Here is a 13,561-nt window from a genome sequence, read left to right on the forward strand (position 1 = left end):
AAACACAATCCCGCTATATGAGATTAAATTATAAACTTGTTGTTATTGCTTTGCTGGCCTGCTTTCTTTCCACGGTTTCAATAGCACAGATCAGCAAAATAAATGCGAAGTACAGCCATGCCGATACCCTAAGGGGAAGCCTGACCCCTGAACGTACCTGGTGGGATGTTCAGCGTTATGAACTGGCTGTTACTCCTGACTTTAATGCAAAAAGTATTTCCGGATCAAATGCGATTGTCTATAAAGTGGTTGCCCGCAATAATGGAAGTATCCGGATGCAGATCGATCTTAAAGATCCATTGATCATAGACAGTGTGCTGTATAATAAAAAGACGCCGTTAAAATTTACCAGGGAAGGAAGTGTATGGTATGTACAAGTGCCTCCGCAAAAAGCGGCGCAGACCAATCAGGTTATGATCTATTATCATGGGAAAGTGCACCAGGCGATACGGGCACCCTGGGACGGTGGATTTATATTTGGCCTTGATTCACTATCACGTCCATGGATGACTGTAGCTTGTCAGGGTCTGGGAGCCTCTGTCTGGTATCCGAATAAGGATCATCAAAGCGATGAGCCTGATCTGGGAGCTTCTTTAACCATGACCGTTCCTGATACCTTAACTGCTATTGCTAATGGAAGGCTCCAGTACAAAAAGAACAATAACGATGGTACAACCACGTACAAGTATAATGTGGTAAGCCCGATCAGTACCTATTGTCTCATTCCTTACATTGGGAAATATGTGAACTTTAATGAGGTTTATAACGGGGAGGGCGGCCCGCTGGATGTGAACTATTGGGTGCTTGACTATAACCTTGCAAAGGCCACGGCGTATATGCCAGATCAGGTCCGTAAAATGTTTAAGAGTATGGAATACTGGTTTGGTCCTTATCCCTTTTACAAGGATGGCTACCAGCTTATTGATGCACCTCATACCGGAATGGAACACCAGTCTGCCGTATCTTATGGTAACAAATATAAGTTCGGCTATCTTGGCCGTGATGCTTCCGGATATGGCTGGGGCATGAAATGGGATTTTATCATTATCCATGAAAGCGGACATGAATGGTTTGGCAATAACATCACCAGCAATGACCTTGCTGATATGTGGGTTCATGAAGGTTTTACGAATTATAGTGAAAGTCTGTTTGTGGATTATCACTTTGGAAAAACTGCCGGAGATGAGTACAATTACGGAATACGGAAAGGCATCAGGAACGATAAGCCGATCCTTGCGGATTACCAGGTGAATGCACAGGGAAGTGGTGATATGTATCCTAAAGGAGGGAACCTGCTGCACAGCATCAGACATGGTATGAATGACGATGAGTCGTTCCGGCAGATCTTACGGGGTCTTAACCAGGTGTTTTACCATCAAACGGTTAATTCTGCTGATGTAGAAGCGTACATTTCTAAGAAAGCCAAATTTGATTACAGTAAGGTATTTGATCAGTACCTGCGTACGGTACAGGTTCCGGTACTGGAGTATCAGATTGAAGGCAGCAAGCTCAGCTACCGGTACACCAACTGTATCAATGGTTTTAACCTGCCTTTGGCACTTCATGGTGACAATGGGGCGTTACGGATTGTGCCTGCACAAAACTGGCAGACTGCTGATCTAAAGCCCGGTCAGGATACGTTGTTTAGTCCGGGGGTTATTGAGAAAATGTATTATGTGAAACAGGTGCGGGTAGCTTATAGCAGTCCGCGCTGATTTATAAAAATAATTCTTCCTGAGAATGGGCAGATCTTATCTGCATTTTAACCGTCTTTACATTTGGTATATTTATGGTTTGAATGGGTTAATTTAAGAGTATTCTTTAGCAGTGATTAGGTCTATTTTTGTATTGTTTTAAGCTGTCATCACAATAAATAACTATTAACACTATAAAACTATGAGTATAAAATGGTCAGGCGTATTCCCCGCTGTAACAACTAAATTCACAGACGAAGATCAATTAGATTTTAATGCTTTTGATAAGAACATTGCCGCCCAGCTGGAGGCGGGTGCTGAAGGGTTGATCCTTGGCGGATCACTTGGAGAAGCAAGTGTGCTTACTAACGAGGAGAAATTTGAGTTATTGGCGCACACCGTTAAGCTGGTTGCCGGTAAAGTTCCGGTATTGCTGAACATTGCAGAGGCTACCACTAAAGCTGCTATAGAAACGGCAAAGAAGGCGAAGGAACTTGGTGCCGGCGGACTGATGCTTTTGCCCCCTATGCGATACTATGCAGATATTGAAGAAACGCTGACCTTTTTTATAGCGGTTGCAGAAAGCACCACATTACCGATCATGATTTACAATAACCCGGTGGATTATAAAATAGCTGTTACCCTTGATATGTTTGAGGAACTAGCTAAATACAGTAACATCCAGGCGGTAAAGGAATCTACGCGGGATGTTTCTAATGTTACGCGGATGATCAACCGCTTTGGTGACAGGTTTAAGATTTTTACCGGTGTAGATCCATTGGCGATGGAGAGCCTGGTGATGGGTGCTGATGGCTGGGTTGCGGGTTTGGTGGATGCATTTCCTAAAGAAACGGTGGCTATATACCGCCTGGTCAAAGAAAACCGGATTGCGGAAGCCTTAAAGATCTACCGTTGGTTTTTGCCTGTTCTTGAGCTTGATATTCATCCCAAACTTGTACAATATATCAAACTGGCAGAGACGGCTACCGGTATTGGTACTGAAAATGTACGGGCGCCGAGGTTGAAGCTCAAAGGCGAAGAGCGTGAACGCGTAATAAAGATCATCAGCGATGCGCTTGCCGATCGTCCGGTTTTACCGGAAAATAGCTGGGGCATATTAGAAACCCATACCGTATGAGTGAAACCAGCACGAGCTTTAAAGCAATAGACCCTGCAACAGGTGAAAGCCTTGCAGGCGATTTTTTGAATGCCACCTATCCCGATGTTGAAGCTGCTGTCGCTGCCGCGCTGGCAGCACATCAAAGTTATAAGCAGGTTTCTGCGGCTGCGAAAGCGGTCTTTTTAAGAAACATTGCAGAAGAAATAGAATGGATCAAAGATGATCTTGTTATCCGGGCAGCAGCAGAAAGTGGTTTGCCTGTTGGCCGTTTACAGGGGGAGGTAGGCCGTACTACCGGTCAGCTCAGGATGTTTGCCAGCCAGGCAGAAGAAGGATCATGGGTCCATGCCATCATTGATCGGGCACAGCCAGACCGGCAACCGTTACCCAGGTCTGATATCCGAAGGATGCTGGTTCCTGTTGGCCCGGTGGTTGTATTCGGTGCAAGTAATTTTCCTCTGGCATTTTCTGTTGCCGGTGGTGATACGGCGTCTGCATTGGCTGCGGGCTGCCCTGTTATTGTAAAAGCACATCCGGCACATCCCGGAACAAGTGCCTTAGTGGGTCAGGCTATCGGGCGTGCGGTTAAAAGAACGGGCCTGCATGAAGGTGTTTTCTCTATTCTTTTTGATTCCGGTTACCAGATTGGTGCTGCACTGGTGGCGCATCCAGCTATCAAAGCAGTGACTTTTACCGGTTCGTTTAAAGGAGGTATGGCGCTGGTACAGATTGCACAGCAGCGCAAAGAGCCAATTCCTGTATTTGCAGAAATGGGCAGCATTAACCCGGTATTCCTGCTGCCGGCAGCATTGGAAAGCAGGGCTGTTAAAATGGCTGATATGTATGCCGGTTCTATCACCCTTGGTGCGGGACAGTTTTGTACCAATCCCGGTCTGCTGCTGGCAATACAGTCTCCTGCACTGGATGTTTTTGTCAAACAATTGAAAACGGCTATTGCTGAGGTCCTATCAGCAACGATGCTTACGCCCGGTATTTGTGCGAATTTCAATACACGTTCTGATGAGGCCCTGGTTGAAAAAGGGGTGCTGCTGTTAGGCAGCTCTGTAAAATTAAGGCCTGATGTTTCAAACCAGGCACTAGCCAGGGTTGCTGTCGTACATGCCTTAGATTTTATAAACAATCCCAGGCTGCGGGAAGAGGTCTTCGGACCATACTCCTTATTGGTTGTGGCTGACGATACTAAGCAGCTTGATGCTGTGGCGGCCGTTTTAGATGGTCAGCTGACCATTACGGTGATGGCGGAAAAGACCGAGCTGAAAGACCATGCAGATCTGATCCGGACCCTGAGCGATAAAGCCGGACGCCTGATCTTAAACGGGGTACCTACAGGCGTAGAAGTTTGTGCTGCGATGCAGCATGGAGGGCCATTTCCGGCAACCAATGATTCCAGGTTTACTTCGGTGGGTGCTACAGCAGTGTTGCGTTTTGTACGGCCTATGGCCTGGCAGGACTGGGACAATGCGCTGCTTCCCGATGCATTAAAAGATGGAAATCCCCTCAATATATTCAGACTGGTAGATAACAACTGGACCAAAGACTAATGGATAGTAAATCTTTCTTTTGTGTAGATGCACATACTTGTGGAAATCCGGTACGTCTGGTAGCAGGAGGAGGTCCCATCCTTAAAGGGGAAAATATGAGTGAGAAACGTCAGCATTTTCTTCGGGAGTATGACTGGATCCGAACTGGTTTGATGTTTGAACCGAGGGGGCATGATATGATGTCGGGCAGCATTCTGTATCCGCCGCATGACCCTGAGAATGACATTGCCGTTTTGTTCATTGAAACCAGCGGATGCCTGCCGATGTGCGGGCATGGTACGATTGGCACCATTACGATAGCCATCGAAGAAGGTCTCATTCAGCCTAAAATACCCGGAGTAATCCGTATGGAAGCTCCTGCCGGGCTTGTACTGATCGATTACCAGGAAAAGGATAACCGGGTAACGTCCGTAAAACTGCGTAATGTGCCGGCTTATCTGGCCGCAGAAAATCTGCAGGTGGAGTGTCCGGATCTGGGCATGCTTACTTTTGATGTGGCTTATGGGGGTAATTTTTATGCGATTGTTGATCCGCAGGAAAACTTTAAAGGCATACAGGACTTTACGGCTTCGCAGCTGATCAGCTGGAGCCAGGTGATCCGTAAACGGATCAATGCGCAATATAACTTTGTGCATCCCCAGGATGCGACCATTAATGGCTGCAGTCACATTCTATGGGCGGGAGATACGATTGATCCTTCGTCTACAGCAAGAAATGCAGTTTTTTATGGGGATAAGGCCATCGACCGTTCTCCTTGCGGTACAGGTACCTCTGCCCGTATGGCACAGTGGTATGCTAAGGGGAAACTTAAAAAGGGCGACCTGTTTATTCATGAAAGCATTATAGGCAGCAAATTTACCGGCAAAGTGGAGGATGTGGTAAAGATGGACAAGTACGATGCCATCATTCCAAGTATAGAAGGATGGGCAAAGGTATACGGTTACAATACCATCAAAATAGACAACAATGATCCGTATGCGTACGGTTTTCAGGTGATTTAAAACATTAAATAATATGGCTGAGATACTAATTATTGGGGCTGGGATAATCGGGCTGAGTTCTGCTTATTATCTCAGCAAACAGGGACATCAGATTACAGTGATCGATAAAGGTGATATCTCTGACAACTGTTCTTTTGGCAATGCGGGTATGATCGTACCGAGTCACTTTGTGCCATTGGCTGCCCCAGGTATGATCAGACAGGGCATCCGGTGGATGTTTGACAGCAAAAGCCCGTTCTATGTAAAGCCGGCTTTAGGCGGTGGCCTTCCGGCATGGGGGATCAGGTTCCTGAAGAAATCAACCCAAAGGCATGTTGCGGAGTCGGCTGTTCCCTTAAGGGACCTTTCGCTGCTGAGCAGGAAGTTGTTTGAAGATCTGGCTAAGGAGCCTGGTTTTGATTTTGGGCTCACTAAAAATGGCATCCTCGCTTTTTATAAGACCGACAAGGCTGCGGAAGAAGAAGCCCATCTGGCTAAAAGGGCTGTTGAACTGGGACTGGATATGGCGGTATTGAGCGTTGCTGAATGTAAGGCCTTACAGCCTATGCTGAAGCTTGATGTATTGGGTGCGGTACATTACCGCTGCGATGCGCATTTATATCCGGTAAAACTGATGCAGACGCTGCTTCAATACCTCGAAAAACAAGGGGTAAAGATTGTGCGGGACCATGAAGTTACCCGGATTGATACTGCGGGTTATCAGATTAGTGCGGTACATACTGGTGAATTGGTATGGAAAGCTGATCAATATGTTCTTGCTGCCGGTTCATGGTCGCCGGCAGTAGCCAGGATGATGGGACTGAATGTTTTGCTGATGCCTGGCAAAGGGTACTCCTTCATGGAAGATGAGCCCGCCCGGCGTATGACCATCCCGGCGTTACTGTGTGAAGCACGTGTGGCCATTACCCCAATGAATGGTCAGATCCGTTATGGCGGAACGATGGAGATCGCAAAGATCAACAGTAAAGTGAATATGAACCGGGTTAAAGGGATCGTAGAATCGGTACCTGAATATTTCCCTGATCTAAAGCCTGAGCTGCCAGTATTGAAAGATGTTTGGTATGGTTTCAGGCCGTCATCGCCTGATGGTTTACCTTATATTGGACGAAGCGCTAAACTGCATAACCTGGTGGTGGCCGCAGGTCATGGTATGATGGGACTGAGCCTTGGTCCTGCAACCGGTTTATTGGTGAGTCAGATCATGACAGGCCAAAAAACGGAGATTGACATTCAGGCTTTTTTGCCGTCGAGGTAATTTATATTGATGTTAAAGGGCTGATCGGCCCAGGTATTGATAATTATTCTTGTTTTTGGTGTTGTAGCTTGTTGTGTTTTTGTGATTTCCCGGATGTGCCTCCTGAAATTGGCTGATTATAGCCAGATTTTAGCCGATGTGTCTGTGTTTATTGATTTTTCTGTTAATATTCGTATATTCAGATATCAAACCGAACCAAACCTAAATATTATGAAAGTATTGCCATTTACACTGCTAGTGCCGGATGATAAAAGTGTTATATCTGAGCAAGTTGAGAAGCCTCACTTTTATCCCCACCTTCACCGCCACGATGAATGTCAGATCACGTGGATCCAGGAAGGGGAGGGAACTTTAATTGCCGGGAACAATATGCATGCTTTTCAGCCGGGGGACATTTTTATGATCGGTGCCAACCTGCCGCATGTGTTTAAAAGCAATCCGGAATATTTTGTGTCTGATAGCGGTAAACTGATCAGGGCCTGTTCTTTGTATTTCAATCCGCAGGGTGTTATGGCTTCCTTATTTAATTTACCAGAGATGCGAAGTTCCAAAACCTTTCTTCAAAACAATAAGCATGGATTTAAGATACCTACTGCGTATTCCAAGCAAATAGCCGATAAATTGCTGTCAGTGCATCAATCGGTGGGTACAGATCTGCTGTTTAATTTTTTAGAGCTGTTTGATAATTTTATGGCTATTGAGGATGCTGAGCCGCTTTGTCCTGCCATCTATTCATCAGATATTTCTGACAATGAGGGAATCAGGCTAAGCAATATTCTGAATTTTATTATGCAGAACTACAATACCCCGATCACCCTTGAAAATGTGTCTGATGTTGCATACATGACCCCTCAGGCATTTTGCCGGTACTTTAAAAAACATACCGGGCGCAAGTTCATCTCTTTTCTGAATGAAGTAAGGATCAATGAGGCTTGTAAAAACCTGATCTCAGGTAAAAAAGCGGACTGCATATCCGGGGTAGCTTATCATGCTGGTTTTAATAGCATCACTAATTTTAACAGGGTATTTAAAAGTGTGATCGGAAGTTCTCCTAAGGATTATATTTTTAATTATAAAAAGCTGAATAATATTTATCACGCAAGTGCCTGATCCATTTTTCACCACATCTATAGGTTCATCGAATACGATACAGGGATCTTATTCCCGATAGCATACTTATTTATTGATTCTTTATCACATTTAAACATCAATAGCTTGTTTAACTAAATAACTAGGTGGTTTACTTTTTATTGACTAACTTTATAGTTCAATCGTTAATCATGAAAAAGTATTTCTTAATTATTCTATTCATTTTATCTTCCGGACAGCTTTTGCTGGCTCAATCTGGTTACGTTATCAATTTGAGTCTCGATCATCTGGCTGGACATTCTGTTGAATTGTCTTATACCGTAGGTGATCAAAAAGTAATTGACAGTGCCCGGGCAAATCAGTCAGGCATGATCACTTTTAAAGGCAAATTAACAGAACCTGTTGTCGCCTTTTTAAGGGTTAAAAATCCTAATCTTAGCTTTGCTGCTGCTCCAGGTTATAAAAGGATCATCACCTCACCTCCTGTAGAGATTATTTTAAATAATGCCCGCATTGACATTAAAGGGGATGCAGACAGCATTGTCTTAGCAGATGTAACCGGTGGATTAAATGGTGAATGGGGGGATCTGAGACTAAAATTCAGCAGGTTTGCACAAGAACAGTTATCGGCATCGCGTTATACAGCTACTGCTTATCTTAGTACTAAGGCAACAGAGGTACTGCTGCATCCCGGCAACGTAGCCATCCGGAATTACGGTCTTAGCGATTCTCTAAAGAATGACTATATCAAAGCACATCCTTCGAATTTTTTAAGTGTATATTTTCTAAAGGATATCGTGAGTAAATTTGACGATGCGGGTTTGAATAAGGCATATTCAGGGTTAAAAAATAATTATAAGCGCACTCAATATGGGAAATTTATCGAGGAACGCATCAGGATCAATGCGCTAAACCGGTTGAATAAACCGGCTACCGACTTTATAAAGTCAGATACCCTTGGTCGCCCGGTTTCATTAAGTAAGCTTAAAGGAAAGTATGTTCTACTTGATTTTTGGGGTTCATGGTGCGGGCCTTGTGTTAAAAGCTTCCCCAATTTAATCGCACAATATAACAGGTACCACCATAAAGGTTTTGAGATCATCGGCATCGCTTCTGAGGCGACCTATGATTTAAACAAAGCAAAGCAATCCTGGAAAGCCGGCATCAGGGACAATAAATTACCCTGGCTCCAGGTTTTAGATAATGAAAACACAGCGCAGGTTGATCTTGCAAAGCTGTATGCTGTTTCCGGGTATCCTACACAGATCTTAATTAACCGCGAAGGAAAGGTGATCGCCAGGTATGTAGGAGAGCGCACGGAATTAAACACTATTCTGGAAAAGCTTTTTAAAGAATAAGACTGGTATCTGGTTAATTCGTAGCGGATTGCTTATTGTTAAGCTGCCAATTAACGTAAGTATAGGTATGGAAAATACGTGTTTTATCAGGTAAAATACTTGTTTTGATCCCAATAGCATGCTATTTAACGGTTATGGGTTTTTTAAGGCATATCATTTGATTAAATTGCTTTAAAAAATAAATTTAGGTGTAATGAGAAGCCCCCGGATAGGGGCTTCTTCATTTCAACTATATTTTAACCGGCATGCGGATTCCTGCACAGATTTAATTAATTTTGGTGCAATGAATCTGAGCAGGATAATTTCAGTGGCCATTCTATTGATTACCATTAACTTTAGCACAATTAAGGCTCAGGGAACCCGTGTTTCTGCGGATACGCTTTCAAGGACTGATTATTATAAGCTTAAAGCATCCAGAGACGCTGCATTTACTGCCAGACAGAAGCAGGTTACAGATTCTATCATGACGCATACCTGGCTATTGCCAGACTCGCTGCTGAATTCGCATATGATCATGGACAGTATTCTTAAATCCGTTTATGGTCGATCTAATCTGGTTCTGCGTTATAAAGATTTTAGTGCAGTTAAGATTGGAAAATTCAGGAGCGGCAGGCCAACTCCAAAAGGGGAATTATGGATTCCGTCCGTTGTTGCCGGGTTGCTGGTGTTATTTGCCATTCTAAAAGTATCATTCGGGAAGCAGTTACAAACCATTGTGTATTCTTTTTTCAGCAACCGTGTCTTAAACAATCTGAATAAAGAGGATAATCTGTTTACATCCTGGCCTTTTTTACTGTTGTTTATTCAATTTGGATTTACTGTTGGGATGTTCTTTTACCTCGTATCTCAATTCTATCACATTACCTTTGCAGGAAGCGGCTTTAAATTTTATCTGAGCATATCCGGCCTGATCGTTACGCTTTACATTTTTAAGATCATCATTTTAAGGTTGCTGGGGTATCTTTTTAACGTTCAAAAACCAGTTAACGAATATGTTACTATATTATATTTAAGTTATTTTAACCTCTCTTTGGTGTTTATTCCATTGGTGATTGCGTTTGCATTATCACCCTTAAAATACGGCCCATATTATATTGCGATCTCTTTTATCCTTTTAGGTATCATTTTTGTATTCCAATTCATCCGGGCGGGAGTAAATATTTTGTCAAATTATCGATTTTCAAAAGTCTATTTGTTTTTGTACTTTTGTGCCCTCGAAATTTGCCCTATTTTGATTTTAATTAAGGCAATAGGAATGTAACGCTGTAATTTGTAAAATGCAAGAAATGCTAGAAGAAAGGTTGCGTAAGGTAAAAAGTATATTGATCACATTACCAAAACCAGAAACAGAGAAATCTCCATATTTTGACTTGGCAAAGAAGTATAATTTAAAAATTGACTTCCGGTCATTCATTCATGTTGAGGGGGTTCCTGCGAGAGATTTTAGGAAGGGTAAAATTACGTTAAGTGAATATACTGCTGTAGTTTTTACCAGTCGTAATGCGGTTGATCATTTTTTCAGGATTTGTGAAGAGATGAGGTATGAAGTTCCGGCAGATCTGAAATATTTTTGTATTTCAGAATCTACAGCGCTATATCTTCAGAAGTATATACAATACAGGAAGCGTAAGATCTTTTTTGGTAAACAAACTGCTGCTGATCTGGCAGAAGTACTTAAAAAACATGCGAATGAAAAATTCCTTTACCCATGTTCAGATGTGGCTACAGAGGACACGATGAATTTCCTGCAAAAGAACGGGTATGATTTTACGCCTGCTGTATTATTTAAAACGGTAGTTTCAGATCTTTCAGATCTGGCTGAAGTTTTCTATGATGTGATCGGCTTCTTTAGCCCGTCAAGCATTCAGTCCCTGTTCACTAATTTTCCAGACTTTAAACAAAACAATACAAGAATTGCAGCTTTTGGACTTAACACCCATAAGGCAGTGAAAGATGCGGGTTTAATTGTCGATATTGCTGCCCCTAGTCCTGAAGCTCCTTCGATGATTATGGCTATAGAAAACTACATTAAAAAATCGAACAAATAGTTGTTGTTTTGTGAGGGTTAAGTTCGTATCTTGTTAAGATATTGTGAATAAATGTATTTTTTTCATTCATTTCTGTTCATTTCTGTTCATTTATTCTGTTTTTTTAACTATTAATTGCTTTTGTCAATACTTTTTGATAAAATTGTTACTAAATTGCTCGACGAAACTATGAGGAACTTATACATATTTGGTTTTTTTATTGCTGCATTAATCTTTTCGAGTTGCAAAGGTGGTGGCCAGGGTGAACTTGTTGGTGTTTACAACAAAAAGTTCAGAAACAATAAAATCCCTTTGGGAATGGTATATATACCACCCGGCAGAACACTAATCGGTGTATCTGATGAAGACATTAGCAATTCACAAGGAGCACCAAGCAGAATGACTTCATTCAGTGCTTTTTTTATGGACCAGACCGAAATTACAAATGCAGAATACCGGCAGTTTGTAAATTGGGTTAGGGATTCCATAGCCGTGACTTCTTTAGGCCCAACCACTGCGGCTAATTTTTACAAGCCTGCTCCTGCAGGTGGTGCAGCCGGAACACCTGTTGGCGGTACCCGGAACATTGACTGGAGGAAAGTTGGTAACGGATCTTTATTGTGGAGTAAAAAGAACGGTGGCTTTGGTGCCAAGCTTAACGACATGTACTATAGTGGTGCTGATGCGATTCCGGGAAGAAATGAGATTGATATCCGTAAACTTAAATACGCATACAGTTATGTAAATTCTGATCTGGCTGCTGAATACAGACAAGATCCTACAAAAAGAAGACAGGATTACATCATGACCTATACCGATCTTCCTGATCCGAATAATCCAAATCACCATCCTTCTGTAGCGGTTTATCCTGATACGCTGGTTTGGAAAATCGATTATTCCTACTCTCAGAACGATCCAATGGTAAAAACTTATTTTAACCATCCATCCTATGATGACTATCCTGTTGTTGGCGTTTCCTGGGAACAGGCGTCGGCTTTTTGCGTTTGGCGTACCCGTTTTTATGAATCTGTTGCCGTTGCGAGAAAACAGCCTTTAAACTCGAGGCCTGAATACATGCTGCCAAGTGATGCTCAATTTGAATATGCGGCACGTGGCGGAAATGTAAAAACGAAATATCCATGGGGCGGACCATATGTAAGGAATACCAAAGGATGTATGCAGGCAAACTTTAAAGTTGGCCGTGGTAATTACTCGGATGACGGTGGTTTGTATACGGTAAACGTAAAATCATACTTCCCAAATGATTTTGGTTTGTACAACATGGCTGGTAACGTTTCTGAATGGACCATTACTGCTTACAATCAATCGGCAGCTCCAATGTTGCTTGACTTTAATCCTAACTTTACTTATGTGGCCAAGACCACAGATAATAAATACCTGAAACGTAAAGTGGTAAGGGGCGGATCCTGGAAAGACATTGGCTTTTTCCTTCAGAACTCTGTGGGTACTTATGAGTACCAGGACCAGTCAAGATCTTATATTGGATTCAGATGTGTGAGTTCATACCCTGGAACGGATATTACCTATAGAAACTAATCATTTAAAATTCAAATCATAATCCTTATCCTTATTTTTAACAAAAATGGCAGCAAAAAAAAAGTTTGATTGGTTACACGTAGCAATATCATGGGGTGCTAGTATCGTAATCTTAGGTGCTTTATTTAAAATTTTACACATTGGTGGTGCCTTTGGTAACCTTGCAATTGGTATCGGTCTTGGTGTAGAGGCATTTCTCTTTTTCCTAACCGGTTTCAGACAACCAGAACAGGAACTTCCCTGGGAGAATGTTTATCCAGAATTGAGTCCGGATTATACTGGTGGACCAAGTAAAACACCCAGCAGACCGGTTATTGAGAGTACCAGTGGTTTTTCATCTACCGCTGCTTTAGATAAAATGCTTGTTGATGCTAAGATCGGTCCTGAATTGATTGAAAGCCTTGGAACAGGTTTACGCACCTTTGGTGATAAGGTGGCAACGATCTCCACAGTTGCTGATGCTTCAGTTGCGACAAATGAATTTACAGGTAAAGTAAAAAGTGCTTCTGCGAGTTTCGATAATTTAAACGGTGCTTTTGCAAAAGCAACTGCTCAGCTTGTAGAAATGGGTAACAGCAATACTGCGACCACTTCTTACCATGATCAGGTAACTTCGCTGGCTAAAAACCTATCTGCATTAAATGCAGTGTATGAATTGGAATTACAAGACTCCAGTGCTCACCTGAAGTCAATGAATAAATTCTACCAAAACCTTGCCTTAACGATGAACAACTTTAATGAGTCTATGGAAGATTCTAAGCAGTTCAAAGATGAGGTCGGCAAACTTGCTAAAAATCTATCTTCATTGAATGCTATTTATGGCAATATGTTGTCGGCAATGAACCAGCCACGTGTATAATTGGGTTTTATTATTCATTAACTTAAACAGATCCAATTT

Annotated in this window: 11 protein-coding genes; all 11 read left to right on the forward strand. The window is 42.5% G+C overall.

Going from position 1 to position 13,561, the window contains the following annotated elements:
- Nucleotides 1-17: 17 nt before the first annotated feature.
- Complete coding sequence (locus ATK78_RS20950; protein WP_133578090.1) at nt 18-1,715, forward strand: M1 family metallopeptidase; 1,698 nt, start codon at nt 18-20, stop codon at nt 1,713-1,715.
- A 181-nt stretch (nt 1,716-1,896) separates the two neighbouring features.
- Nucleotides 1,897-2,832 carry a dihydrodipicolinate synthase family protein gene (locus tag ATK78_RS20955; protein ID WP_133578091.1) on the forward strand — a complete coding sequence of 312 codons (936 nt, stop codon included), beginning with the start codon at nt 1,897-1,899 and terminating at the stop codon, nt 2,830-2,832.
- Complete coding sequence (locus ATK78_RS20960; protein WP_133578092.1) at nt 2,829-4,376, forward strand: aldehyde dehydrogenase (NADP(+)); 1,548 nt, start codon at nt 2,829-2,831, stop codon at nt 4,374-4,376. Before ATK78_RS20955 ends, ATK78_RS20960 begins: the two co-directional genes overlap by 4 nt.
- Nucleotides 4,376-5,377, forward strand: a complete 1,002-nt coding sequence (locus ATK78_RS20965) for a 4-hydroxyproline epimerase (RefSeq protein ID WP_133578093.1) — start codon at nt 4,376-4,378, stop codon at nt 5,375-5,377. Before ATK78_RS20960 ends, ATK78_RS20965 begins: the two co-directional genes overlap by 1 nt.
- 13 nt (nt 5,378-5,390) lie before the next feature.
- Nucleotides 5,391-6,632 (forward strand): NAD(P)/FAD-dependent oxidoreductase, encoded by a 1,242-nt coding sequence (locus tag ATK78_RS20970; protein ID WP_133578094.1) that lies wholly within the window; start codon nt 5,391-5,393, stop codon nt 6,630-6,632.
- A 210-nt stretch (nt 6,633-6,842) separates the two neighbouring features.
- Nucleotides 6,843-7,742 carry an AraC family transcriptional regulator gene (locus tag ATK78_RS20975; protein ID WP_133578095.1) on the forward strand — a complete coding sequence of 300 codons (900 nt, stop codon included), beginning with the start codon at nt 6,843-6,845 and terminating at the stop codon, nt 7,740-7,742.
- 170 nt (nt 7,743-7,912) lie between these two features.
- On the forward strand, nt 7,913-9,079 hold the full coding sequence (locus ATK78_RS20980; protein WP_133578096.1) for a TlpA family protein disulfide reductase: 1,167 nt from the start codon (nt 7,913-7,915) through the stop codon (nt 9,077-9,079).
- A 283-nt stretch (nt 9,080-9,362) separates the two neighbouring features.
- Nucleotides 9,363-10,340: a DUF4271 domain-containing protein gene (locus tag ATK78_RS20985; protein ID WP_133578097.1), complete on the forward strand. Its 978-nt coding sequence runs from the start codon at nt 9,363-9,365 to the stop codon at nt 10,338-10,340.
- Between the two features lie 16 nt (nt 10,341-10,356).
- A complete protein-coding gene (locus tag ATK78_RS20990; protein WP_133578098.1) occupies nt 10,357-11,127 on the forward strand; it encodes a uroporphyrinogen-III synthase in 771 nt (256 codons plus the stop codon).
- Nucleotides 11,128-11,295: 168 nt separating this feature from the next.
- On the forward strand, nt 11,296-12,663 hold the full coding sequence (gene porK / locus ATK78_RS20995) for a T9SS ring complex lipoprotein PorK/GldK (protein ID WP_133578099.1): 1,368 nt from the start codon (nt 11,296-11,298) through the stop codon (nt 12,661-12,663).
- A 46-nt stretch (nt 12,664-12,709) separates the two neighbouring features.
- The gene (gene porL / locus ATK78_RS21000; RefSeq protein WP_133578100.1) at nt 12,710-13,522 is read left to right on the forward strand and encodes a type IX secretion system motor protein PorL/GldL; all 813 of its coding nucleotides are present in this window, start codon (nt 12,710-12,712) and stop codon (nt 13,520-13,522) included.
- Nucleotides 13,523-13,561: the final 39 nt, after the last annotated feature.

The organism is Pedobacter metabolipauper, from assembly GCF_004362715.1.
In the GTDB taxonomy this organism is placed as follows: domain Bacteria; phylum Bacteroidota; class Bacteroidia; order Sphingobacteriales; family Sphingobacteriaceae; genus Pedobacter; species Pedobacter metabolipauper.

What these genes read in the sequence shown, in the direction of transcription:
- ATK78_RS20950 (WP_133578090.1), top strand. Translation starts at nt 18, where the DNA reads ATGAGATTAAATTATAAACTTGTTGTTATTGCTTTGCTGGCCTGCTTT.
- ATK78_RS20955 (WP_133578091.1), top strand. Translation starts at nt 1,897, where the DNA reads ATGAGTATAAAATGGTCAGGCGTATTCCCCGCTGTAACAACTAAATTC.
- ATK78_RS20960 (WP_133578092.1), top strand. Translation starts at nt 2,829, where the DNA reads ATGAGTGAAACCAGCACGAGCTTTAAAGCAATAGACCCTGCAACAGGT.
- ATK78_RS20965 (WP_133578093.1), top strand. Translation starts at nt 4,376, where the DNA reads ATGGATAGTAAATCTTTCTTTTGTGTAGATGCACATACTTGTGGAAAT.
- ATK78_RS20970 (WP_133578094.1), top strand. Translation starts at nt 5,391, where the DNA reads ATGGCTGAGATACTAATTATTGGGGCTGGGATAATCGGGCTGAGTTCT.
- ATK78_RS20975 (WP_133578095.1), top strand. Translation starts at nt 6,843, where the DNA reads ATGAAAGTATTGCCATTTACACTGCTAGTGCCGGATGATAAAAGTGTT.
- ATK78_RS20980 (WP_133578096.1), top strand. Translation starts at nt 7,913, where the DNA reads ATGAAAAAGTATTTCTTAATTATTCTATTCATTTTATCTTCCGGACAG.
- ATK78_RS20985 (WP_133578097.1), top strand. Translation starts at nt 9,363, where the DNA reads ATGAATCTGAGCAGGATAATTTCAGTGGCCATTCTATTGATTACCATT.
- ATK78_RS20990 (WP_133578098.1), top strand. Translation starts at nt 10,357, where the DNA reads ATGCAAGAAATGCTAGAAGAAAGGTTGCGTAAGGTAAAAAGTATATTG.
- porK (WP_133578099.1), top strand. Translation starts at nt 11,296, where the DNA reads ATGAGGAACTTATACATATTTGGTTTTTTTATTGCTGCATTAATCTTT.
- porL (WP_133578100.1), top strand. Translation starts at nt 12,710, where the DNA reads ATGGCAGCAAAAAAAAAGTTTGATTGGTTACACGTAGCAATATCATGG.